Raw genomic sequence first — 22151 nt, 5'->3', positions numbered from 1 at the left:
GATGGCTCGGCCGGCGCGACCCTGACGCTGCGCGCCGCCGCCGCGCCGCTGCTGCCCGAAGACATGCGCCGGGCGGCCATGCCGGCTGAGGTGACGCTCGACGCCGCGCTCGATGCGCGGCAGCGGCTGGCGCTGCGGCGGCTTGCGGTGCAGGTGCCGGCCGGGCAGGCCGAGGCGGAAGGCAGCGCGGACCTTGCGGGGCAGACGCTCGATGTCTCGGCGCGCGTGGCGCTCGGGGCGAGCACGGTGCTCGGCCCGCTGCTGCCGCCCGCCGCGCGGTGGGATGCGCTGCGCGCCGAGGGGCGCGCCACCGGCAGCATGAACGCGCCGCGCGTCATACTCGACGCCGCGCTGGAAGGCTTCGGCAGCGACACGCCGGCGCTGGCAGCGGCGCTCGGGGCAACGCCGCGCGTCGCGCTGCGCGCGGCGTTGCCGGATCGGCTGGAGTCACTGTCGCTCGACGGCGCCGCGCTGCGCGTCACGGCGGAGGGCGATGTGGGGGAGACGCTCGATGCGACGCTGCGTGCGCATGTTGCGGACCTCGCGCCGCTGCTGCCGGGCATGGCCGGGGCGTTGGACGCGGAACTGCGCGCGACCGGGCCGCGGAGCGATCCCTCGCTCGCCATCACCGCGCGCGGGGAGCGGGTCGAACGCGCAGGCCAGGTGCTGGAAGCGCTGGACCTCGCGCTGAACATCGCCACGCCGCTGTCCGCGCCGCGCGCCGAAGGGCGGTTGCGCGCGACCTATGCCGGGCTTGCGGCGACGCTCGATCTCAGCGCGCTGCCGGAAGGCGAGAGGGTGCGGCTCGAGCGTCTCGCGGCGGGTTTCGGTCCGGCACGGCTGGCGGCGCGGGGAGTGCTTGACCCGCAGGCGGCGACCTTCGCCGGGGACGCATCGCTGGAGGTCGCGGACCTCGCGCCCTTCTCGGCGCTGGCGGGCACGCCGCTGACGGGGCGCTCGGCGCTGCGCGGGGTGTTCGATGTGCGCGACGGCGTGCAGGGCCTCGACGTGGCGCTGGACATCCCGCAGGCCAGCGTCGGCGGCACGGCGCTGGGCGGGAAGGTGACGATGCGCGGCAGCCTCGCGGCGCTGGAAGCGGTCGTCGAGGCGCAGGCCGCCGAGGCGCGCCTGAACACCCGCGCCCGGCTGACCCAGGACGGCGCCACGCGTCGCGTCGAGATCGCGGAGATGCTGCTGCGGCGCGGCACCGACTCCCTGCGCCTGACCGCCCCGGCGCGGGTGACGCTCGCCGCGGATGGCGGCGTCGGCATCGAGACCCTGGCGCTGACCACCGGGCGCGGCGGCACGCTGCGCGCGGAAGGTCGCTGGGGGCCGGAAAACGCCGACATCCGCGCGACCTTGCAGGCGTTGCCGGTGGCCGCCATCGCCGCCCTCGCCGCGCCGGATGTCGCGGTGGAAGGCGTGATCGGCGGCGAGGCCCGCGTCACCGGCCCCGTTGCCGATCCCTCCGCGCGCTTCCGCATCGAGGCAACCGGCCTGCGCAGCCCCGAGCCCGCGATGCGCGGCGTGCCGGCGGCGCGCATCGTGGTGGAGGGCACGGCCGGGGCGCGTGCCGCGGAGGTGCGGCTCGACGCCGCCGCCGGGAATGCACTGCGCGCCAACGGCACCGCGCGACTGCCGAACGGCTTCGCGGCGAATGCGCCGCTCGCCGTGCGGCTCGATGCCAATGCCGATCTCGCCGCGCTCGCCGGCCCGCTGCTGGCGGCCGGGTCGCAGCGCGTGGCGGGGCGGCTCACAGTCCAGGCGGAAGTCGGCGGCACGGTCGGCGCGCCGCGCATCGGCGGGCAGGCGACGCTCGCGAACGGCGCCTTCCGCGACCTCGCCCAGGGCGTGACGCTGACCGACATCGCCGCCTCGATCCGCGGCGACGGGGAGCGCGTGACCATCGAACGGCTCGACGCGCGCACGCCGGGCGGCGGGACGCTCGGGGTGACGGGGACGCTATCGCCCTTCGCGCCGGGGTTGCCGGTGGAGATCGCGGTGACCGCGCGGGGCGCACGGCCGCTGCGCTCGGACCTGGTTTCGAGCGCCTTCGACGCCGATCTGCGCTTCCTCGGCCGCGCGCTGGAGGAGGCGCGGCTCGCGGGACGCATCGCGGTGCAGCGCATGGACATCACCGTGCCGGAACGCCTGCCGGCTTCCGTGCAGCACCTGGATGGGGTGCGGGAGCGCGGCACGCGGCCGGCCGGGACGCCTCCGCTCAATCCACCGCCGCCGGCGGGCGCGCCGACCGGGATGCCGAACATCGCGCTGGAGATCGCGGTGGAGGCGCCGCGCGCGGTCTTCGTGCGCGGGCGTGGGATCGACGCGGAGTTCGGCGGCACGCTCGGCATCGGCGGCACCGTCGCGGCGCCGGCGGTGACGGGCGGGCTGAACCTGCGGCGGGGCAATATCTCGGTCTTCGACCGGCGGATCGACTTCCGCCGCGGCACCATCGCCTTCGATGCCGGCACGCTGGTGCCGAGCCTCGACTTCCTGGCTTCCTCCCGCGCGCGGGAAGTGACGGCGAACGTGACCGTCACCGGGCCGGCGAACGATCCGAGGCTGGAATTCTCCTCCACGCCCGAACTGCCGCAGGACGAGATCCTGGCACGGCTGCTCTTCGACCGGCGGGCGAGCGAGCTTTCTCCCTTCCAACTGGCGCAACTGGCCCAGGTGCTGGCCGGGGCGGCGGGGATCGAGACGCCGGGCGCCGGCGGCATCATCGACCGCATCCGGCGCGCCTTGGCGCTGGACCGCCTGGCGGTGGGAGAGGAACGCAACGCCACCAACACCCGCACCCAGGGCGCGACGCTGGAGACGGGGCGCTACGTGGCGGACGGCGTCTATCTCGGTGTCCGCCAGGGCACCGAGGGCGGGGCGCCGCGCGTCGGCGTGCAGATCGACCTGCTGCCCCGCCTGCGCCTGGATGCCGAGACGGGCGGCAGCAGCGCGGGCGGGGACCGGGTGGGGCTGTCCTTCGAGTGGGAGTACTGATGCGCCCCTTGCCGGGCGTGTCCGCACGCGGGGCTGGTGGGCGGCCGCGTGCAAGGCAATGGGGATATGGGCGGCAACGACCGCTCGCGAGGGGTCAGCGGTCGCTGCCGCCAGTATGAGCGCCGCTCAACCCCTCACATACCCCAGCCAGTCCCACCAGGTCGCCGTCAGCAGCAGGATCAGCGCATAGCCGATCACGGTGATGACGATGCCCGAGCGCATGAAGTCGCGCGCCTGGAAGGTGCCAGTGCCGAAGGCGACCATGTTCTGCGGCGCGTTCACCACCAGCAGGAAGCCGAAGGAGACGACGAACTGCAGGACCATGGTGAGCCCCACCACGTTCACCGGTACGCCGGCGCGCGAGACCTCCTGCAGCACGGAGATCACGATCGGGATGAAGGCGGCGGCCAGCGCGGTGGCCGAGGCGAAGCCGAGATGCACCACGATCAGGAAGGCCGCCATCACCGCGACGACCATGAAGGGTGTGGCGTGGCGCAGGGCGAAGATGTCCACGATCTGGTTCGCCATCCAGCCCGCGCCGCGCGTCTGCACCAGCACGGTGCCCAGGGCGATGCCGGTTGCGAAGAGGATCAGCGTGCCCCAGGGCACCGCCGCCTGCGCCTGCTTCCATGTCATCACGCCGATGCGTGGCAGCATCAGCACCGTCACCGCGATGATGGTCGAGGACGCGGTGTCGAGCGGGTGCAGCTTGCCCTCGGTCGCCCAGAAGCCGAGCAGCAGGATGCCGGCGAGCAGGGTGCGCTTCTCCGCCCCGCTCATGGGGCCGAGGGCCTTGAGTTCGCCCGCGATGGATTCCGCGCCGCCGGATGCGACCTCGGCCTCCGGCGTGTGGAAGCGCCAGAGCACGGCATAGACGACCGGCGTCATGATCAGCCAGAAGGGCGCGGCGGCGATCAGCCAGTCGAGCCAGGTGACCGTCGCGCCCGGGATGGCGCCGCGGATCAGCCCGAGGAAGGTCGCGTTCTGCGCCGCGGCCGTCAGCACGCCGATGTTCATCACCGAGCAGATCTGCGCCGATCCGATCATCAGCAGCGCCGCGAGCCGGCTGTCGCGCTGCATCCCGAAGGCGGCGATGATGCCGAGCACGATCGGCACCACGGCCGAAACGCGCGCGGTGGCCGAGGGCACCAGGAAGGCCAGCACGATGCCGACCGCGAGCGTGCCGGCCAAGATCCCCTGCGGCCTGGTGCCGACCCGCGACAGCGTGGCGAGCGCGATGCGCCGGTCGAGCCCCGTCGCCGTCACCGCCGCGGCGAAGACCAGCGCGGCCGCGACGAGCGCCACCGCGTTGTTGGCGAAGCCCGCGATCGCCATGTCGCGCGCGCGGGCGATGCCGATGACCTTGGTCGCGTCCTGCATGTCCGGCGAGGTGCCGACGAGCAGGATGATGAGGCTGCTGATCAGGAAGGCGGAGACCGTCAGGTCCACCGCTTCCGTCACCCAGAGCACGACCGCGAAGAGGAGGATGCCGATGGCGCGCTGCCCCGCGACGGGCAGTCCGGCCAGGGGAGGTGCCAGCACCGCGGCCGCCAGCACCGCAAGGGCAAGGCCGAGGCCGATCCATCGCCGCGCGCCGTCCGTGCTCTCCGCCGCTGCCGTCGCCATGCGCGCCCCTCCCCGTGACCCTTGCCAGATTCGCCTCGCGGAGCCGCGGGCGCCTTGACGCCGATCAAGCCGGCGGCGCACCGAGCGACTGCATGACGGCGGCGCGCTTCTCCATCCACCAGCCATGCTGTGGCGGCCAGCAGGCGAAGACCTCCTCGGTCGTGCCGGGTTCCAGCATGGCGCGCGCCATCAGCGCCCAGTTGGGGTTGTTCATGGCCTCGCGCCCGATGGCGATGAGATCCGCCTCGCCGGAATCGAGCGCAGCCTCGGCCTGGTGCGGGCCGATGATGAGGCCGACTGCCATGCTGGCGATGCCGGCCTCGCGCCGGATCTGCGCGGCGTAGGGCACCTGGAAGCCGTAGCCGCGCGGGACGCGCTTCGACCCCGTCGCGCTGCCGCCGATGCCGCCGGAGGAACAGTCCACCACATCCACGCCGAGCGGCCTCATCGCGCGCGCGAAGGCGAGGCTGTCCTCCATCGTCCAGCCGCCGTCCAGGCCATCGACGGCGGAGATGCGCACGAAGACCGGCAGGTTCTCCGGCCAGGCCTCGCGCACGGCGCGGATGACCTCGAGCGGGAAGCGCATGCGGCCGGCGAGGTCGCCGCCGAAACCGTCGTTGCGCGTGTTCGACAGCGGCGAGAGGAACTGGTGCAGCAGATAGCCATGCGCGCAATGAACCTCCACCGCCTCGAACCCCGCGGCGCGGGCACGCTTCGCGGCGTCGGCGAAGGCATCGCGGATGCGCGCCATGCCGCCGGCGTCGAGCGCGGCGGGCGTCAGGTGGCCCTCGGCGATCGGCTTGGCGACGGCGGAGACGATGTCCCAGGTGGTCTCGCCCTTGGCGAACTGGTCCGGGCCGAGCGGGCCATTGCCTTCCCAGGGGCGCTGCATCGATCCCTTGCGGCCGGCATGGCCGAGCTGGACGCCCGGTACCGCGCCCTGCGCCTTGATGAAGTCCGCGATGCGCTTCAGCGGCGCGACATGGTCGTCCGACCAGAGGCCAAGATCGCCATGGGTGATGCGGCCCTCGCGCAGGACGGAGACGACCTCGCTGAACACCAGGCCGAAGCCGCCGACGGCGAAGCGGCCGAGCTGGACCATGTGCCAGTCGTTCGCCATGCCCTCCTGCGCCGAATACTGGCAGAGCGGCGGCACCACGGCGCGGTTGGGGATGGTCAGGCCGCGCAGCGTCAGCGGCGAGAACAGCAGCGATCCCATGCGGGGACGTCCTCCTGGGTGATTGGTTGCGCCCAGGATGGAACGGCTGGCGCTACCCCGCCAGATGGCGCCGCCGAAGCAACCTCGGCAGCAGCCCATCCACCGGCCCTGCCAGCACGGAGACGGCCCATGCGAAGCCCGCCATCAGCACGATCGCCGGCCCGGTCGGCACATCCGCATGGTAGGAGACGAGCAACCCCGAAAGCGACGACGCCAGCGCGATCCCCACCGCCGCATAGGCCATGCCCGAGACCTCCCGCGCCCAGTGCCGCGCGGCGATGGCGGGCAACATCATCAGCCCCACCGCCATCAGCGTGCCGAGTGCCTGGAACGCCGACAGCACGTTCACCACCACCAGCGCCTGGAAGACCATGTGCCACAGCCCGCCACGCGCGCCGGCCGCGGCGGCGAAGGACGGGTCGAAGCATTCCAGCACCAGCGGCCGCCAGGCGAAGGCCAGCACCGCGAGCGTCAGCGTCGCCACGCCGGCCATCAGCAGCAGCGCCGCATCGTCCACGCCGAGCACGGACCCGAACAGGATGTGCGAGAGATCAACCGCCCCGCCCCCGCCCATCGAGATCATCGCGACGCCGGCGCCGAGCGCGAGCAGGTAGAGCGCGGCGAGCGTCGCATCCTCCCGCCCGCCGGTGGCGCGGGAGAGAGCGCCGGCACCGACCGCCACCAGCAGCCCGGCGACCAGTCCGCCGGCCCACAGCGCGGGCGCCGACAGCCCCGCCAGCAGGAAACCCAGCGCCACGCCGGGCAGCGCACCATGCGCCAGCACGTCCGCCGTCAGGCTCATGCGCCGCAGCACCAGGAAGACGCCGAGCACGGGCGCGGAGACGGACAGCGCCATGCAGCCGACCAGCGCGCGGCGCAGGAAGCCGAATTCGGCGAAGGGGGCGATCAGCAGGTCGTACATGCCAAAACCGGATCAGGCACGCCGCAGACGCGGCCCGGTGCCCCGCATCGGGCCGGGAGCGCACAGCGCGACCGCGCCCGGACTACCCGCAGCCGCCGCAGCAACAGTGCAGGGCGCGCAAGCCAAGCGCGCGGATGCCTGCATCGGCGTCTGGGGCATCACCTACGCCGCGCGGTGGCAGTGTTCGGCCTCTTCCACCCAGGCCTCGGCCATCATGCGCGCCTTCAGGCGGTTGGTGGCGGAGAGAGCCTGCACGGTCGGGCCCCAGGCGATGGCGTCACGGGCGATCAGCAGCGTCTCGGGGAAATCCCGCGCCACCAGGTCGAGGTCGTGCAGCACCGCGATCACCGTCCGCCCTTCCCCGTGCCAGTCCCGCACCAGGCGCAGCAAGTCGGCCGAGGTCTTGGCGTCCACCGCGTTGAAGGGCTCGTCGAGCAGCAGGATGTCCGCGTCCTGCACCAGCAGGCGGGCAAACAGCAGCCGCTGTGTCTGCCCGGCGGACAGCGAGCCCACCGGCCGCTTCCCGAAGCCGCCGAGGCCGACGGCTTCCAGCGCCTGCTCGGAGCGGCGGCGTTCCTCGGCCGGCACGCCGCGGAAGGCGCCGAGGCGCGGCCAGAGCCCCTGCATCACGACGTCGAGGCACGCGATCGGGAAGCCACGGTCCAGGGCCGCCAGTTGCGGCAGCAGCGCGATGCGGGCCGTGCCCTCATGCATGATGCGGCCGCTCTCGGGCTTGTGCAGCCCGGCGAGCGCACGCAGCAGCGTGGTCTTGCCGGCGCCGTTCGGGCCGACCACGGCGGTCAGGCTGCCCGGGGCGAAGCGGCCGGAGACATGGTGCACCGCCGGGTGGCGCCCATGCGTCAGCGTCAGGTTCTCGAGCCGGATCCCGGCGGGGGAGCGATCCGCGCTCATGCCGCCACCGCCCACAGCACGGCCGCCCACAGCACGGCCGTGACGGCGCCCGCCAGGAACAGGCGGGAGGCAGCCGAGGAGGACAGCGCCAGCGGGTCGGTCAGGCCGGAAAGCATGGTGTTATGATGTAACATGCGCTGCCCGCTGGGCAAGGGCGGCGCGGCGGCTTATCTCCGCGTCCCATGCAGGGCAGCCTTCCGATCGATCCGGACGCCGATCTCCGTCGCAGCCTGGCGCGCCACCGGGCGGTGGCGACGGGGATGCTCGTGGGCATGGGGGCGCTGCTGGTCGGCACCTACCACATGCCGCCGGGCTACTGGACGGATCTGTTGCAGGCCTCGGCCAAGGCGGGGGTGGTCGGCGGCCTGGCCGACTGGTTCGCGGTGACGGCGCTGTTCCGCCATCCGCTCGGCCTGCCCATCCCGCACACCGCCATCGTGCCGAACCAGAAGGAAAGGCTGGGGCGGGCGCTCGGGCGGTTCGTGTCCTCGCACGTCTTCACCGAGGCCGAGGTACGGCGGGTGCTGGGGCGGCTCGACCTCGCGCGCATCGTGCAGAAGTTCCTGGCCGATCCGGCGGCGTCGAAGCCCGCGGCGGCGGCGCTGGCGCGCAGCCTGCCGCGGCTGGTCGCGAGCCTCGAGGACGGGCGGGCGAAGCGGCTGCTGGTGCGGCTGCTGCCGCGCATCGTCTCCGGCCCGGCCGGGGCGCGGCTGGTGGCGCGCGTGCTGCGCGCCTTCGTGGCCTCCGGCCGGCACCAGGAGGTGTTCGGCCTCGCCATCGGCCAGTTGAAGGTGTTGGTGGCGGCGCGGGAGGACGCGCTGCGGACGGCGATCGAGGCGCGCATCCGCGCCGAGGGCGGGGCCGTGATCGGCTGGCTCGCCGGCGCGACGGTAGCGAAGCGCATCCTGCACGCCATCAACGCCGAACTGGAGAAGGTCGAGCCTGGCGATTCCGACCTGCGCGCCGCCTTCGCCGAATGGCTGGGGCATGAGATCGAGCGCCTGGAGACGGACCCCGAGCGCGCCGCCGCCATCGGCCGCGTACTGCGGGAGGCGCTGGCGCATCCCTCCGTCGCCGCCTGGCTGATCGATGTCTGGGGGCGGCTGCGTGCCGCGCTGGTGGCGGACGCGGCGCGGCCGGACGGGCGCACGGTGGCGCTGCTTGCCGGGGTCTTCGCCAATGCTGGCACGCTACTGGCCGAGGACCCTGCGGCACGCGACCGCCTGAACCGCACGACCGAGGGCGTGCTGATGACGCTGCTGCCCTCGGCGCAGACGCAACTCTCCGACTTCATCGCGGGCGTGGTGGCGAACTGGGATGCGGCGACGGTGGCCGAGAAGATCGAGCTGCGCGTCGGGCGGGACCTGCAATATGTGCGGATGAACGGGACCCTGGTGGGGTTCCTCGCGGGCGGGGCGTTGTTTGCCTTGCTGACGGCCATGTTCGGGCGGGTGGCGGGCTAGAGCAGATCCCGATCGGGTGGAATCACCTGATCGAGTGAAGATGCTCGCAAAAAACAAAGGCCTGGAGCGGTGTTCGTGAGCCGAGGCGAACGGAAACCGCTCTAGCGCCGGCGGGCGATCTTCACCACCGCGACCACCGCGCCCGCCGCCGCGCCGAGGAAGCCCGCGCCGATTGCGAACATCGGTATGCCCATGGCGCAGCCGCCGGAATCGCCCGGCGACCCGCAGGCGGGATTGAGCGCGATATTCGCCAGCGCCAGCGCAACGCCACCCAAGGCGCCGAGGACGAAGCCCGCCAGCCCGAAGCCGATCACGCGCACGACCGCAGCGGCCGCGCCTCGCGCGCTGATCTCCAGCGGCGGGTGAGCGAGCCAGGCGGCAATGAATCCGGCATCCTGCACGGCCACGCGCAGGATTTCCGGCGGCCAGTCGGTTTGCACCGCCACCAGGCCGCGCGGCCAATCGGTCCAGACCACGGCGGCGGGATCCCGCTGGCGGATGGCGGCCAGCACGGAGGCGTGGTCCTCGGGCCCGCGCAGCCCGCTGACGGAGAGCAACACCGCGCCCGGGGGCGGGACACGCGATCCGGGCGGCCGGCCCGGTTCGCCGGGCATCACCGCCATCTCCGTGCCAACCCCACCAGCAGTCCCACCACCGCGCCGGCCGGCGCGCCGAGGAAGGCGCCGAGGCCACCGAAGACCCCGACGCCGATGGCGCAGTTCCCGCTGCCGCGGCAGTTCGGGTTGAGCGCGGAATTGGCCAGGCCAAACCCGATGCCGAGCGCCATCCCGACGAAGAGCCCAAGCAGGCCGAACAGCAGCATCCGCCCGAAGATGCCGGCGATGCTGCCTCGCGCGCGTGGGCCACCGTTCACCAGCACGCCATAACCCGCCCCCTGGACCGCTGCGCAGAGCGCCGTGGGCGGCGCCCCGGACTGCACAGCGACGAGCGCACGCGGCCAGTCGGTCCAGAGCCGCGCGGCGGGATCGCAGCGCATCAGCGCAGCCTGCACAGCGGCCGCGTCCGCCGGTCCCTGCAGGCCGGTGATGGACAGGACCACGGCGTCTGGCGGGGGTTGGGAGGTCATCGGCGTGCCATCGCCCCGGCGGCCGCCTGCTGCGTCATGCGGCCCATCGATGTTCCTTCACTGGCCAGAGGCCGCAGCGTAACGCGACATTGCGATGGTGCCATGACTTTCCGTCCCTCCAAGGCGCTGGAGGAGGCAGCGCCGGCAATGCCTCGCGCGCAGCCCTTCACCATCGGCGAACGGGATAAGGCTCGCACGCGATGCCATCATTGTCGGCATCCAGGTGCTGCCAGTAGCCGGGCTGCCCGCGGTAGGCCGGTGCCAGACCAACCGCGCGGGCCGCGTCGCAGTTCCGCCTCGCCTGGTAGTGCCGCAGCGTCACGTCTGCCGGCCAGGGGCTGCGGACGAGGACGTCGAGGAGGAAGCCGCCTGCCGCCGCAATGGCTGCCCCGGCCACGACGAGCAGCCCGATCCGGGACCGGTGGCGCCACCAGGCACGCCGCGCGGCATGCCACCCGCGACGCATCCGGCTGCCGACGCTCGGCACGGAACCATGCGCAGGCACCGGATACCGCGTTGCGCTCGCTGCGCGTTGATCGCGGCCATGGAACACGATGCCCAGGATCAGGCCGATCCCGGCTCCGAGCAGGCCCCCGCCCAACGCCAGCATCCCGATTCCCGTGGCGCAGGCCTGACTGGCAAGACCGACCCGGCATGAGGGATGCAGCGTGGCGTAGGCGGCGCCGGCGCAACTTGCTCCGGCCAGTCCGACGAGCAGGGATGCGCCGGCAAGACGCAGCCACGGCATTCGTCGGCCTGGCGCCGCCATCAGTAGGGCACCTTGTCCACCTTCGCCTCCCACGCGCGGAAGGCGATCCTGGCCTCCTCCGCCATGAACCGGCGCAGGGGAAGCCGGCGGGTGGCGAGCGGTGCGGCCACTTCCTCGTAGATCGCGGCATCGTCGAAGCCGATCGCCGCCGCGCCGATACGGTCGTTCGCGTAGACGATCTCCCGGATGCGCGCCCACCACACGGCGCCGAGGCACATCGGACAGGGCTCGCAGGAGGTGTAGATCACCGCCCCGCTCAGGTCGTGCGTGCCGATCGCGGCGCAGGCGGCGCGGATGGCGACGATCTCGGCATGGGCCGTCGGGTCGCGGTTGGGCACCACCGCGTTGCGGCCCTCGCCGAGGATGCGCCCGTCCCGCACCACGACGGCACCGAAGGGGCCGCCACCTTCCTCGACCCCCTGGCAGGACAGCGCGATCGCCCGCCGCATGAAGGCCGCCTCGTCCATCCCTCTCTCCCGATCCGTGGGCAACACCGTGGCCACCGTGCAACAGCATCGCAAGGAAAATGCCGGAGCCGTGAGCGGATGCTGTTCGCTTGCATCCCCGCAACCGACACCAACCATTGCGCGAGCAAGATCTTGTGGCTACCCGTCCGATCAGCCACAAGATCGCGATTCGCGCGGAGTGTGGTCGCAATCCTTCAACTTATTGGAAAGACACGATCACATTGGTTAATGTGTGATCACAGGCCAGTTCGAGGGGGCATTCATGGACCAAAGCCTGATCGCCGCGCTCCGCAACGAGGAGCACGCCATCCTGCAGGAGCTTTGCGGCTCCATGACATACCAGCGGCTACAGCAGGTGCGCGAGTTGCTGGACCTCTATGATGCACAACCTCCGATTGGCGCCGCACTGGACGCCATGCTCGCGGACCGGCAGACGGCGGTGTCGCATCCGCCCCTCCCCATCCCGCCCGTGATCGCACTGCGCAGCGAGATGCGAGGCACCGAGGTCGCCTGACCCGGGCGAGGCCGAAAGGCGCCACCTCCCCCTCCCCCCGGAGGAAGGCTGCGCTACCTTGTCGGGCATGAGCGGCTTCACCCTCTCCGTCCTCGACCAATCCTCCGTCGCCTCCGGCCGCACGCCGGGCGAGGCGATCCGTGAAACCCTGGCGCTCGCGAAGCATTGCGACGCACTCGGCTTCCGCCGCTATTGGTGCGCCGAGCACCACAACAGCGCATCCCACGCCGGCGCGGCGCCGGAGGTGCTCATGGCGGCGATCGCGGCGACGACGCAGCGCATCCGAGTCGGCTCCGCGGGGGTGATGCTGCCGCATTATTCCTCGCTGAAGGTGGCCGAGCAGTTCCGCGTGCTGGAGGCGATCGCGCCGGGCCGGATCGACCTCGGCGTCGGCCGCGCCCCGGGCTCGGACGGGCGCACCGCCTTCGCGCTGAACCCCAATGCCAACCAGGCCGCGGACCGCTTCCCAGCCCAGGTGATGGAAGTGCTCGGCTGGCACGGGGACGGCCTGCCGGAGAACCACCCCTTCCGCAGCATCGTCGCCCAGCCGGCGGTCGATACCCGGCCGGAGATGTGGATCCTCGGCAGTTCCGACTACGGCGCGCAGGTCGCGGGGTATTTCGGCCTGCCCTATTGCTTCGCGCATTTCTTCAGCGACGGCGGCGGGTCGGAACAGGCGATCGCGGTCTATCGCGAATCCTTCCAGCCCAAGCCGGACATGCTGGGGCGGCTGGCGGCGCCGCATCCGGGGCTCGGCGTCTATTGCCTGGTGGCGGACACGGAGGCCGAGGCCCGGCGGCTGTTCCGGTCCCGCGAATTGTGGCGGCTGAAGCGCGACCGCGGGCTCTACCTGCCGCTGCCCTCGGTCGAGGAGGCGGAGGAATACGCCTATTCCGACCTTGAACTCGCGCGTGTCGAGAAGATGCGGGAGGCCGCGATGGTCGGCGCGCCGGAGCAGGTGAAGGCGAAGCTCGAGGCGCTCTCGGCCGCGCATGGCGGCGTGGCGGAATTCGCCGTCATCACCCACTGCCACGACGCGGTGGCGCGGCGCCGGTCCTACACGCTGCTCGCCCAGGTCTTCGGCCTGCGCGAGGGCGGCGTGGCGATGGCGGCGGAATAGGCGGCGCGGAGCGCGGTTTCCGTTCGCGGCGCCCTCGCAGGAACCGCTGCGGGCGCTTCGTACCGCGGGGAGCTTCACCGGATCGGGGTCCGCTCCGTATCGCGCAGCGTCCCGGGACGGCTGGCGCCGTCCCTGATGGCCGTCAGCGGCGGATGACGACGAAGCGGACGGATTCGGGTGGCGGTGCGCCGGTGGCACGCGCCCGGCGCGCCCGCCACCAGATCGAGGCCGCGCCGATCGTGCCGGCCACGATCACCACCGGCACCAGGATGCCGATGGCGAGGATGGCGAGGCCCGCCAGCAGCAGCCCCGCACCGGCCACCGCCACCAGCATGGCGGCACCGCCGAGTCGCTGGAGCAGCCGGTCGGCCGTGCCGCCCGCGGGCGGCGGGGTGGGTTCGCGGAATTCTCCCTCCGGCGTCATGTCGAGGACGGGCGGGCGACGATGCGTATCCATGGTTCCTTCGACGTGGCCCATGGCCGGGCCCGGATCAAGAGGCGACCGCCGGGGCGTTACACTCCGCGACGAAGGTCGTCGAGGCGGGTGAAGACCTCGGCCACCGGCAGGCTCGTCAGGTCGTGGTGCTCCTGCCTCGAAAGCGAACGGCGCAGGTCCTGCGGCACGTGGGAGAGGATGGCCGTCGCCACCGCCGACGGCGCCACCAGGGCGAAGCTGTCGGCCTTGCCGGTATTCAGGGCGGCGACGATGTCCTCCGCCATCTGGCGTGCCAGGTCGCGCTTGGCGTGCTCCTTCGGGCTGTCGTCCTTGTTGTCGTATTCCATCGCGCTGCGCGCGGTGGCGCCGGCGCTGGCGAAGGCGCGGCCGGGCTTGTCCTCGCCGAGCACGGAATCCTTGGTGCGGGCGTCGGGCGAATCCCAGGACATCATCGCGTCGTAGCCGGTCTCGCCGAGGCGCTTGAGATACGCCTTGCCGCGGCTGCCGTTGGCCACCACGAAGAGGCGGCGGGCATGGCCGCCGTCGATGGTCGTTGCGCTCGTGCTCATGCGATCTTCCTCCGTCGATGGGGCTTCATGCCCTTCCGCGCGTCCCGCCGCCTTGATCGGGAGCAAGGACGCGCGGCCGCTAGTCGGGCCGGACGACCAGGGTAGTGCCGTCCACCCCCTCCACCCTCACTCGCGTGCCTGCCGGGCTTTCGGCCACGTCGCGCGGCAGGCGCGCCGACCAGTCGGAATCCCCCACGCGCACGCGCGGGCCGGCGAGCCCCGGTTCCACCAGCACGCCCAGGCGGCCGACCAGGCCGGAATCGGGGGTGTTCACGCGCGGGCGCGGATGCTCGGCGCGGCGCAGCCGCAGCGCCACCGCGATCCCGGCCGCGAGCAGGACGATGAAGACCGTGACCGTCATCCAGAAGGGCGGCGTCACGACCAGCCGCATCAACCCTGTCCCGACCGCCGCAATCCCGATCCACAGCAGGAAGACGCCGGGCAGGATGGTTTCCGCGCCGAGCAGCAGCAGCCCGACGAGGATCCAGATCAGCGCGGGGTCCATGGGGAGGGCATCTCCGGCGGGGCGGGTGGCGCTGCGGGCGGGCGCGGCGAACCGGGCGGGGTGCGGCCCTCCGGGCCGCGCAGCAGCTCCATCGCCTGGGTGATGCCGCCGGCCATGGCGCTCGCCTCCATGGGCACGATCACCAGCTTCTGCGCCGTGTTGCCGGCCAGCACCTCGAAGGCCTTCACGTATTTGTCGGCGATGAAGTAGCGCAGCGCGTCGGTGCCGGCGCCGGCGGCGACCTCGGCCACCATGCGGGTCGCGGCGGCCTCGGCCTCGGCGGAGCGCTCGCGCGCCTCGGCGTCGCGGAAGGCGGCCTCGCGCCGGCCCTCGGCCTGGAGGATGAGAGCCTGCTTCTCGCCCTCGGCGCGCTTGATCTCGGCCTCCCGCTCGCCTTCCGCCTTGGCGACGGTGGCGCGGCGCTCGCGCTCGGCGGTCATCTGCAGGTTCATGGCGCGGATCAGGTTCTCGGGCGGCTCGATCTTGCGGATCTCGACGCGGGCGATCTTCACGCCCCAGGGGTCCGTCGCGCCGTCGAGGATGGCGAGCAGGGAGGAGTTGATCCGTTCCCGCCCCGACAGCGTCGCGTCCAGTTCCATCTCGCCGATCACGGCGCGGATGTTGGTCATGGTCAGCGCGGTCAGCGCCACGCCGAGGTCCTGCACCGCGTAGGCCGCCTTCGCCGGGTCCATGACACGATAATAGACGATGCCATCCACCGCCACGGTCGCGTTGTCGCGCGTGATGACCGACTGCTCGGGGATGTCGAGCACCTGTTCCTGCACGTTCACCCGCCGGCCAACGCCGTCGATGTAGGGGATGATGAAGTTGAGCCCGGGCGAGAGCATGCGGGTGAAGGCGCCGAATCGCTCGACCGTCCAGACCTCCCCCTGCGGGACGGTGCGGATGCCGCGGGTGGCGGTCAGCACCGCCAGCAACAGCAGGACCACCAGGACGATGGTGGAGGCGGAGACGATGTCGAAGAGGCTCATGGGCTGCGAGACTAGCCTGCACGCCGGCGGAACGGAACGATGCCCTTGCCGCCTCGCCCGCCCGGCCTGACCATGTGCGAAGCATTTCAGGGGGAGGATGCGCGATGGAGCCCTGCAACACGCCGCTGACGGTGGACCTGGCCGGGCAGCGGGTGGCGATCAGCGCCGGCGCGGGCGGCATCGGCCGCGTCATGGCCGACGCCTTCGCCGCGCGCGGCGCCCGCGTCTTCGTCTGCGACGTGGATGACGAGGCGCTCGCCACCTGCCCCCACCCGAAGATGCGCGCCGACATGGGCGAGACGGCCGAATGCGAGCGCTTCGTGGACGATGCGGCGGCCCATCTCGGCGGCCTCGACGTGCTGGTGAACAATGCCGGCATTGCGGGGCCGACCGCGCGTGTGGAGGACGTGACGCCGGAGGCGCTGGAGGCGACGCTGCGCATCGACCTCGCGGCCATGTTCCACTGCGCGCGGCGCGCGGTGCCGCATTTGCGCGCCGCGGGGGGCGGGTCGATCGTCAACCTGTCCTCGGCGGCGGGGCGCTTCGGCTTCCCGCTCCGCAGCCCCTATGCCGCGGCGAAATGGGGCGTGGTGGGGTTCACCAAGTCGCTTTCGATCGAACTCGGCCCGGACCGCATCCGGGTGAACGCCATCCTGCCGGGCCTCGTCGCCGGCGACCGCATCCGCCGCGTCATCGAGGCCAAGGCCCAGGCGCAGGGCGTGGCATTCAAGGAAAAGGAGGCGGAACTGCTGAAGGATGTCTCCATGCGCACCTACGTGACGCAGCACGACATCACCAACATGGCGCTCTACCTCTGCTCGCCCTTCGGGGCGACGATCAGCGGCCAGGCGCTGGCGATCGACGGGGACCTGCAGCGGCTGGGCTGAAACCCGCCGTTCCGCTACCTTCCCCGGCGATGACCGAACCGATCCGCTCACTCGACGACCTCTCGCCCGGCATGGGCTGGGACCTCGGCACACTGACGCTGTCGCTGGAGGAGGTCGTCGAGTTCGCCTCGAAATACGACCCGCAATACTTCCACCTGGATCCCGAGACGGCGAAGGACAGCATCTTCGGCGAACTCGTCGCCAGCGGGCTGCACACGCTCTCGGCCGTGTTCGGCCGGGTGATGGGCAGCGGGCTGATCGCAGGCATCTCGCTCGGCGGCAACCAGATCGACACGAAATGGCCGGCGCCGCTGCGGCCAGGCGAGGAGATCGCCATCCGCACGGAGGTGGTGGAGGTCCGACCCTCCCGCTCCGGCCGGGCGCTCGGCATCGCCAAGCTGCGCCATACCGCGCGGCGGACGGCGGACAACGTGATCGTGCTCGACGCCCTCGGGACGCACTTCCTCAAGCGCTGACGGCGCGCCGCGCGTGGGCGCCGCTGTCCAGGGCGACGGACAGCACCTCCTCCTCGGCATCCGTGGCACCCCAGCCGACGAGCGTGAGGTGCCGTGCGCCGGGCAGCACGCTGCGCAGCCGCAGGATGGGCAATTCGGCGTGCCACAGCGGCTGGCCCTCGGGCCCCAGGCGCATCAGGGACAACCGCCGCCCCGCCTCCCCGTGCAGCAGCAGCAGGCCGGGCGGGCCGGCCATCTGCAGGGGCGCCTCGGTCCCCGCGGTGAGGAAGCCGGCAAGCGCGAGCCCCGCCGCCGCCGGCACGGTCGCGAGGTCTGTGACCCGCTCGCCTACGCCCCAGCGCTGCATCAGCGCGGGCGGCGCCGAGGACGGCGCGGCGGAGGTCACGCGCACCTGCCCGCGCCAAAGCGCCTGGCGCATGCCGGGCGGCAGTGTGGCCGCAGTCAGGAACCGGCCCTGGACCATCGGCGCCAGCGGTGGGACGAGCTTCGTGCTCTCTGCCGGCAGGCCGAACCAGGTCGCCTCCAGCCGCGCCTCGGCGATACGGAAGGCAGTGGGCCCGCCGCTGCCGTGAAGGGCGGCGGGATGCAGCCGGGGCAACGGCCGCGCTGGCGGCCCGTCGGCGGGAGAGGCGCGGAAGTCGCGCGGGTCGATGCGCCAGCCGCGCGTCGGCGCGCCGGCCTCGACGACCAGGGCGTCGGCCAGCCGGAAGGTGCGCCGGCCGGAGGCAAGGGCCTCTGCGATCTCGGCGTTCAGCTGCGCCAGCCCGTCGCCGTCGGCCAGCACCTGCCCGTCCACGGCGGAGAGCGCGCCGAGGCCGCCGAGCCAGAGCCAGATCGTCGCCCCCTGCTCGGCGATCAGCGCGGCATCGGCTATCGCTCCGCGCTGCACCGAGGCGAGGTGGACCTCGAGGCGCGGCGCGAGGCCATCCGCGGCGAAGGCGAGCAACTCGATCCGGTCGCGCGGCGCGGCGGTTCCCGGCGGGTCGGTCTCATCCTGCTCGCTGCGGCGGACGAGGGCGAAGATGCGGTCATCCCCGCCGACCGTGGCGCGCAACAGTGGCGGCACCAGGACCCGCGGGCCGAGGCGCTGCGGCACGGGTTCCGGTTCCGGCCAGAGGAAGGCCGCACCGGCGACCCCGGCGGCAGCCACCGACACCACGGCCGCGCCGAGCAGCCAGCGGCGCCCGCGCCCCTGCGGGGGCGGCGAAGCCGGCATGCTCATGGCCGCGATGATGCGTGCCGTCTCCTCCTGGTCGGGCTTCTGGTGCTCCGTCACCGGCAGGAACAGGCCTGGCCGGCGCCACCGAAATTGCGCTGGGCGAAGCTCTGCGCGTCGGAGAGGAAGCCGAATCTCGGTCCCATCTGGCAGACGCCCGAACCGCGCGCGTTGCTCATCTGCTCGGGGTTGCGGCTGTCCACCTCGATCCGGCCATTGGCGCAGTAGACGTAGTAGTCCGCGCGCGCGGCAACGGGGGTGAACAAAACGGCCACGGCGATTGCGGCGGCGACGGACTTCATGCGCGCGGTCCTCCCGGTTCGGCCCGTCCAGGATGGGCCGCGCCGCATCCCGGCCGCAAGTGACCCCCGAAACGAAAACGGCGCGGAAGATTGCCCCTCCGCGCCGTCCCGTGAAGCCCTTCAGGCTGCCTGGATCAGGCCGACTTCGCCATGATCTCGTCCGCGACGTTGCGCGGCACCGGATCGTAGTGGTGGAACTGCATGGAGAAGGACGCACGGCCCTTCGTCATGCCACGCAGGTTGGAGATGTAGCCGAACATCTCCTTCAGCGGGACGTGCGCCCGGACGATGACCGAGGTGCCGGCCATGTCCTGGGACTGGATCACGCCGCGGCGGCGGTTCAGGTCGCCGACGACGTCGCCCACGTGGTCCTGCGGCGTGGTGACTTCCACGTCCATGATCGGCTCGAGGATGACCGGGCCGGCCTTCTTCATGCCTTCGCGGAAGCAGGCCTTGCCGGCGATTTCGAAGGCCAGGGCCGACGAGTCGACGTCGTGGTACTTGCCGTCCAGCAGGGTGTACTTGAAGTCCACCGTCGGGAAGCCGGCGAGCACGCCGGTGTCGGCCTGCACCTTGATGCCCTTCTCGACCGCCGGGATGTATTCCCTCGGCACCGAGCCGCCGACCACGGCGTTGACGAACTCGATGCCCTCGTTCCGCTCCTTCGGCTCGAAGGTGATCTTCACCTCGGCGTACTGGCCCGAACCGCCCGACTGCTTCTTGTGGGTGTAGATCTCGGTGTGCGGCTTGGTGATCGTCTCGCGGTACGCGACCTGCGGGGCGCCGATGTTGGCGTCCACGTTGAACTCGCGCTTCAGGCGGTCGATGATGATCTCGAGGTGCAGCTCGCCCATGCCCGAGAGGATGGTCTGGCCCGTCTCCTGGTCCGTGCGCAGGCGCAGGGACGGATCCTCGCCGGCCAGCTTCTGCAGGCCGATCGTCATCTTCTCGATGCCTTCCTTGGTCTTCGGCTCGACGGAGATGTCGATGACCGGCACCGGGAAGGCCATGCGCTCCAGCACCACCGGATCGGCGGGGTCGGCCAGCGTGTCGCCCGTCGCGGTGTCCTTCAGGCCCACGAAGGCGGCGATGTCGCCGGCGTGGACCTCCTTGATCTCCTCGCGCTTGTCGGCGTGCATCTGGAACATGCGGCCGACGCGTTCCTTGTGACCCTTGCTGGTGTTCAGCACCTGGTCACCGGACCGCAGCACGCCGCGATAGACGCGCACGAAGGTCAGGTTGCCGTACTTGTCGTTGATCATCTTGAACGCGAGACCGGCGAAGGGCCCGTCCTCGGTCGCGGGGATGATGCGGCGCTCGGCGTGCTCGTCCTGGCCTTCCTCGGGGGCGACCTTGATGCCCTCGATGTCCACCGGGGACGGCAGGTATTCGATCACGGCATCCAGCAGCGGCTGAACGCCCTTGTTCTTGAAGGAGGAGCCGCAGACCACCGGGCGGAACTCGCCGGAGATCGTGCCCTTCTTGATGCACTTCTTCAGGGTCGCGACCGAGACGTCGCCCTTCTCGAAGTACTCCTCCATCGCCGTCTCATCGATGCCGACGGCGGTGTCGAGCAGCTTCTGGCGGTACTCGGCCACGACTTCCTTGAGGTCGTCGGGGATCGGCGCCTCATGGTACTTCGCGCCCAGGTCGTCGCCTTCCCAGATCAGGGCCTTCATCTCGACCAGGTCGACGATGCCCTTCAGCTGGTCCTCGATGCCGATGGGGACCTGCAGCGCCACCCAGTTGATGCCGAGCTTCTCGGTCAGCGTCGCCGCCGCGCGGAAGAAGTCCGCGCCCGTGCGGTCGAGCTTGTTGATGTAGATGATGCGGGGAACGTTGTAGCGGTCCGCGAGGCGCCAGTTGGTCTCGGACTGCGGCTGCACGCCGGCCACGCCCTCGATCACGAACACCGCGCCGTCGAGCACGCGCAGCGAGCGGTTCACCTCGATGTTGAAGTCGATGTGGCCCGGGGTGTCGATGACGTTGATCCGGTGGTCCTTCCACACGGCGGTCACGGCGGCGGACGTGATGGTGATGCCGCGCTCGCGCTCCTGCTCCATGTAGTCGGTCGTGGTGCTGCCCTCGTGCACCTCGCCGAGCTTGTGGGACTTGCCGGTGTAATAGAGGATGCGCTCAGTCGTGGTGGTCTTGCCGGCGTCGATATGCGCCGTGATCCCGATATTTCGGATCTTCTCGAGCGGGGTGCGCGCCACGATGGGCCTCCATAAAGCAGAAACGAGCGCCCGCGAGGGAGCAACCCCCCCTCGCCGCCCGCAAAGGTTCTCGCCGATCAGTCGGTCGCGGCTATCTGCGATGTCTCAGCCCGCTTTGCAAGCGCAACATGGTGATGGGAGGCCCGTCCTGGCCGCCAAAGGGCCCGGCCGAAAACGCGCGACACACTTCATTGCATGCCTCGGCCGCCGGCAGTGGCTAGAATTATCAATATGGAGAGCGCGCACGCCATCGCCGCCACCCGCTTCGCACTGGGCCGGCGGCCGGGCGACCCCGTGCCGGCCGACCCCGCCGCCTGGCTCGACTCGCAACTCGCCCCCGGCCTGCCCGCCCCTACACTGCCCGAGGGGGTGCCACCCACCCTGCCCGGCATCTTCGCCGCCGCCGCCGAGGACAACGAGAGCGTCCGCGCCGGCATGGGCCGCGCGAACCAGCAGCGCATCGTCCGCGGGGAAGCCGAAGCCTTCATCGCCCATGCCATCGTGACGCCGAACGGCTTCCGCGAGCGCCTGGTCGCCTTCTGGGCCAACCACTTCACCGTGGCGCGGGGCAAGGCGCCCTACACCGTCGGCCATTTCGTGCGCGAGGCGATCCGCCCCCATATCCTCGGCCGCTTCGACGACATGCTGGTGGCCGCGACCCGCCACCCGGCGATGCTCGCCTATCTCGACAACCAGGGCTCGGTCGGGCCGGGCAGCCCCGCCGGGCAGCGTTCCCGTCGCGGCCTGAACGAGAACCTGGCGCGCGAGATCCTGGAGCTGCACACCCTCACGCCCGCCGCCGGCTACACCCAGGCCGACGTCACCGCCTTCGCCAAGGTGCTCACCGGCTGGTCCTTCGCCCCGGGGCGCGAGCCCTTCGGCTTCATCTTCCGCCCGGCGGCGCACGAGCCCGGCACCAAGACGGTGATGGGCCGCGTCTGGCCCGAAAGCCAGGAGGGCGGGCTGCAACTGCTCGCCTGGCTCGGCCGGCACGAGGCCACGCACCGGCACATCGCCACCAAACTGGTCCGCCACTTTGTCGCCGACGACCCGCCGCCGGAGGCCGTGGAGGCCATCTTCGCCGTGCTGCGGGAGACCGAGGGCGACCTCGGCGCCGCATCCCGCGCGCTGGTGCGGCTGCCGCAGGCCTGGAGCATGCCGCTGGCGAAGCTGCGCGCGCCCTATGATTACGTCATCGCCGTGCTGCGCGCGCTCGAGGCCCCGCCCGAGGCCGCCGAACGCGCCTTCGGCACGCTGCAATTCCTCGGCCAGCCGCTGTGGAACGCCCGCGCGCCGAACGGCTGGCCGGACGTGGCGAGCGAATGGGCCGCGCCCGAAAGCATGATCCGCCGCGTCGAATGGGCGAGCGGCGTCTCCGCCCGCGGCGCCGGGCGCGACGCGGCGGAGGTGGCCGAGGCGGTGCTCGGCCCGCTCTGCCGGCCGGAGACACTGCGCG

At 71.9% G+C, this 22151-nt stretch carries 22 protein-coding genes; 7 read left to right on the top strand and 15 right to left on the bottom strand.

Annotation, left to right across the window (positions count from 1 at the left end; genetic code table 11):
- On the top strand, positions 1-2997 hold a 2997-nt coding region (locus GXW76_RS20575; RefSeq protein ID WP_211863975.1), incomplete at its 5' end, for a translocation/assembly module TamB domain-containing protein.
- Between the two features lie 126 nt (positions 2998-3123).
- Here the strand turns inward: GXW76_RS20575 and GXW76_RS20570 are convergent.
- The 4 genes from GXW76_RS20570 to GXW76_RS20555 form a co-directional block, all read right to left on the bottom strand.
- A complete protein-coding gene (locus GXW76_RS20570; RefSeq protein ID WP_246514565.1) occupies positions 3124-4623 on the bottom strand; it encodes an SLC13 family permease in 1500 nt (499 codons plus the stop codon).
- A 64-nt stretch (positions 4624-4687) separates the two neighbouring features.
- Entirely contained in the window at positions 4688-5842 is a 1155-nt protein-coding gene (locus GXW76_RS20565; RefSeq protein ID WP_211863973.1) for an NADH:flavin oxidoreductase/NADH oxidase, read from the bottom strand.
- A gap of 52 nt (positions 5843-5894) precedes the next feature.
- A complete protein-coding gene (locus tag GXW76_RS20560; RefSeq protein WP_211863972.1) occupies positions 5895-6764 on the bottom strand; it encodes a metal ABC transporter permease in 870 nt (289 codons plus the stop codon).
- 162 nt (positions 6765-6926) lie between these two features.
- Complete coding sequence (locus tag GXW76_RS20555) at positions 6927-7676, bottom strand: metal ABC transporter ATP-binding protein (protein WP_211863971.1); 750 nt, start codon at positions 7674-7676, stop codon at positions 6927-6929.
- 182 nt (positions 7677-7858) lie between these two features.
- Between GXW76_RS20555 and GXW76_RS20550 the strand changes: the two genes are divergently transcribed.
- Complete coding sequence (locus tag GXW76_RS20550; RefSeq protein ID WP_211863970.1) at positions 7859-9139, top strand: DUF445 domain-containing protein; 1281 nt, start codon at positions 7859-7861, stop codon at positions 9137-9139.
- Between the two features lie 101 nt (positions 9140-9240).
- On the opposite strand, the gene GXW76_RS20545 is transcribed toward GXW76_RS20550, so the two are convergent.
- The 4 genes from GXW76_RS20545 to GXW76_RS20530 form a co-directional block, all read right to left on the bottom strand.
- On the bottom strand, positions 9241-9753 hold the full coding sequence (locus tag GXW76_RS20545) for a hypothetical protein (RefSeq protein WP_211863969.1): 513 nt from the start codon (positions 9751-9753) through the stop codon (positions 9241-9243).
- The gene (locus tag GXW76_RS20540) at positions 9753-10226 is read right to left on the bottom strand and encodes a hypothetical protein (protein WP_211863968.1); all 474 of its coding nucleotides are present in this window, start codon (positions 10224-10226) and stop codon (positions 9753-9755) included. Before GXW76_RS20540 ends, GXW76_RS20545 begins: the two co-directional genes overlap by 1 nt.
- Before the next feature lie 166 nt (positions 10227-10392).
- Positions 10393-10974 carry an excalibur calcium-binding domain-containing protein gene (locus GXW76_RS20535; protein WP_211863967.1) on the bottom strand — a complete coding sequence of 194 codons (582 nt, stop codon included), beginning with the start codon at positions 10972-10974 and terminating at the stop codon, positions 10393-10395.
- A 20-nt stretch (positions 10975-10994) separates the two neighbouring features.
- Positions 10995-11462 (bottom strand): nucleoside deaminase, encoded by a 468-nt coding sequence (locus tag GXW76_RS20530; protein ID WP_246514564.1) that lies wholly within the window; start codon positions 11460-11462, stop codon positions 10995-10997.
- 262 nt (positions 11463-11724) lie between these two features.
- Here GXW76_RS20530 and GXW76_RS20525 point away from each other — a divergent pair, with 262 nt between their 5' ends.
- Together GXW76_RS20525 and GXW76_RS20520 are read left to right on the top strand one after the other, a co-directional pair.
- Positions 11725-11976, top strand: a complete 252-nt coding sequence (locus GXW76_RS20525; RefSeq protein WP_211863966.1) for a hypothetical protein — start codon at positions 11725-11727, stop codon at positions 11974-11976.
- Positions 11977-12043: 67 nt separating this feature from the next.
- On the top strand, positions 12044-13096 hold the full coding sequence (locus tag GXW76_RS20520) for an LLM class flavin-dependent oxidoreductase (RefSeq protein ID WP_211863977.1): 1053 nt from the start codon (positions 12044-12046) through the stop codon (positions 13094-13096).
- A 142-nt stretch (positions 13097-13238) separates the two neighbouring features.
- On the opposite strand, the gene GXW76_RS20515 is transcribed toward GXW76_RS20520, so the two are convergent.
- The 4 genes from GXW76_RS20515 to GXW76_RS20500 form a co-directional block, all read right to left on the bottom strand.
- Positions 13239-13553: a hypothetical protein gene (locus tag GXW76_RS20515; protein ID WP_211863965.1), complete on the bottom strand. Its 315-nt coding sequence runs from the start codon at positions 13551-13553 to the stop codon at positions 13239-13241.
- A 56-nt stretch (positions 13554-13609) separates the two neighbouring features.
- On the bottom strand, positions 13610-14101 hold the full coding sequence (locus GXW76_RS20510) for a host attachment protein (RefSeq protein WP_211863964.1): 492 nt from the start codon (positions 14099-14101) through the stop codon (positions 13610-13612).
- Positions 14102-14180: 79 nt separating this feature from the next.
- Positions 14181-14606 (bottom strand): NfeD family protein, encoded by a 426-nt coding sequence (locus GXW76_RS20505; RefSeq protein WP_211863963.1) that lies wholly within the window; start codon positions 14604-14606, stop codon positions 14181-14183.
- Complete coding sequence (locus tag GXW76_RS20500) at positions 14591-15598, bottom strand: SPFH domain-containing protein (RefSeq protein ID WP_211863962.1); 1008 nt, start codon at positions 15596-15598, stop codon at positions 14591-14593. The genes GXW76_RS20505 and GXW76_RS20500 overlap by 16 nt, the downstream gene beginning before the upstream one ends.
- A gap of 104 nt (positions 15599-15702) precedes the next feature.
- Here GXW76_RS20500 and GXW76_RS20495 point away from each other — a divergent pair, with 104 nt between their 5' ends.
- The gene (locus tag GXW76_RS20495) at positions 15703-16485 is read left to right on the top strand and encodes an SDR family oxidoreductase (protein ID WP_246514563.1); all 783 of its coding nucleotides are present in this window, start codon (positions 15703-15705) and stop codon (positions 16483-16485) included.
- A gap of 29 nt (positions 16486-16514) precedes the next feature.
- Positions 16515-16961 (top strand): MaoC/PaaZ C-terminal domain-containing protein, encoded by a 447-nt coding sequence (locus GXW76_RS20490; RefSeq protein ID WP_211863961.1) that lies wholly within the window; start codon positions 16515-16517, stop codon positions 16959-16961.
- On the opposite strand, the gene GXW76_RS20485 is transcribed toward GXW76_RS20490, so the two are convergent.
- From GXW76_RS20485 to fusA, 3 genes are all read right to left on the bottom strand, one after another.
- Positions 16951-18237, bottom strand: coding sequence for a hypothetical protein (locus GXW76_RS20485; protein WP_211863960.1), 1287 nt, complete (start codon positions 18235-18237; stop codon positions 16951-16953). The two genes, GXW76_RS20490 and GXW76_RS20485, sit on opposite strands and share 11 nt — an antisense overlap.
- Positions 18234-18479, bottom strand: coding sequence for a hypothetical protein (locus tag GXW76_RS20480; RefSeq protein WP_211863959.1), 246 nt, complete (start codon positions 18477-18479; stop codon positions 18234-18236). The genes GXW76_RS20485 and GXW76_RS20480 overlap by 4 nt, the downstream gene beginning before the upstream one ends.
- A 134-nt stretch (positions 18480-18613) precedes the next feature.
- Positions 18614-20695 carry an elongation factor G gene (gene fusA / locus GXW76_RS20475; RefSeq protein ID WP_211863958.1) on the bottom strand — a complete coding sequence of 694 codons (2082 nt, stop codon included), beginning with the start codon at positions 20693-20695 and terminating at the stop codon, positions 18614-18616.
- 231 nt (positions 20696-20926) lie between these two features.
- Here fusA and GXW76_RS20470 point away from each other — a divergent pair.
- Positions 20927-22151 (top strand): DUF1800 domain-containing protein (locus tag GXW76_RS20470; RefSeq protein ID WP_211863957.1); only part of this gene is annotated, 1225 nt, incomplete at its 3' end.

This window comes from Neoroseomonas soli (genome assembly GCF_018129065.1).
Lineage (GTDB): Bacteria > Pseudomonadota > Alphaproteobacteria > Acetobacterales > Acetobacteraceae > Neoroseomonas > Neoroseomonas soli.
Note: the sequence above shows the minus strand (reverse complement) of the source record. Positions and strands in the feature narration are given on the sequence as shown.

Bases quoted from the DNA above. Each gene is read 5' to 3' on its own strand.
- GXW76_RS20570 (WP_246514565.1), bottom strand. From the start codon at position 4,623: ATGGCGACGGCAGCGGCGGAGAGCACGGACGGCGCGCGGCGATGGATC.
- GXW76_RS20565 (WP_211863973.1), bottom strand. From the start codon at position 5,842: ATGGGATCGCTGCTGTTCTCGCCGCTGACGCTGCGCGGCCTGACCATC.
- GXW76_RS20560 (WP_211863972.1), bottom strand. From the start codon at position 6,764: ATGTACGACCTGCTGATCGCCCCCTTCGCCGAATTCGGCTTCCTGCGC.
- GXW76_RS20555 (WP_211863971.1), bottom strand. From the start codon at position 7,676: ATGAGCGCGGATCGCTCCCCCGCCGGGATCCGGCTCGAGAACCTGACG.
- GXW76_RS20550 (WP_211863970.1), top strand. From the start codon at position 7,859: ATGCAGGGCAGCCTTCCGATCGATCCGGACGCCGATCTCCGTCGCAGC.
- GXW76_RS20545 (WP_211863969.1), bottom strand. From the start codon at position 9,753: ATGCCCGGCGAACCGGGCCGGCCGCCCGGATCGCGTGTCCCGCCCCCG.
- GXW76_RS20540 (WP_211863968.1), bottom strand. From the start codon at position 10,226: ATGACCTCCCAACCCCCGCCAGACGCCGTGGTCCTGTCCATCACCGGC.
- GXW76_RS20535 (WP_211863967.1), bottom strand. From the start codon at position 10,974: ATGCCGTGGCTGCGTCTTGCCGGCGCATCCCTGCTCGTCGGACTGGCC.
- GXW76_RS20530 (WP_246514564.1), bottom strand. From the start codon at position 11,462: ATGGACGAGGCGGCCTTCATGCGGCGGGCGATCGCGCTGTCCTGCCAG.
- GXW76_RS20525 (WP_211863966.1), top strand. From the start codon at position 11,725: ATGGACCAAAGCCTGATCGCCGCGCTCCGCAACGAGGAGCACGCCATC.
- GXW76_RS20520 (WP_211863977.1), top strand. From the start codon at position 12,044: ATGAGCGGCTTCACCCTCTCCGTCCTCGACCAATCCTCCGTCGCCTCC.
- GXW76_RS20515 (WP_211863965.1), bottom strand. From the start codon at position 13,553: ATGGATACGCATCGTCGCCCGCCCGTCCTCGACATGACGCCGGAGGGA.
- GXW76_RS20510 (WP_211863964.1), bottom strand. From the start codon at position 14,101: ATGAGCACGAGCGCAACGACCATCGACGGCGGCCATGCCCGCCGCCTC.
- GXW76_RS20505 (WP_211863963.1), bottom strand. From the start codon at position 14,606: ATGGACCCCGCGCTGATCTGGATCCTCGTCGGGCTGCTGCTGCTCGGC.
- GXW76_RS20500 (WP_211863962.1), bottom strand. From the start codon at position 15,598: ATGAGCCTCTTCGACATCGTCTCCGCCTCCACCATCGTCCTGGTGGTC.
- GXW76_RS20495 (WP_246514563.1), top strand. From the start codon at position 15,703: ATGGAGCCCTGCAACACGCCGCTGACGGTGGACCTGGCCGGGCAGCGG.
- GXW76_RS20490 (WP_211863961.1), top strand. From the start codon at position 16,515: ATGACCGAACCGATCCGCTCACTCGACGACCTCTCGCCCGGCATGGGC.
- GXW76_RS20480 (WP_211863959.1), bottom strand. From the start codon at position 18,479: ATGAAGTCCGTCGCCGCCGCAATCGCCGTGGCCGTTTTGTTCACCCCC.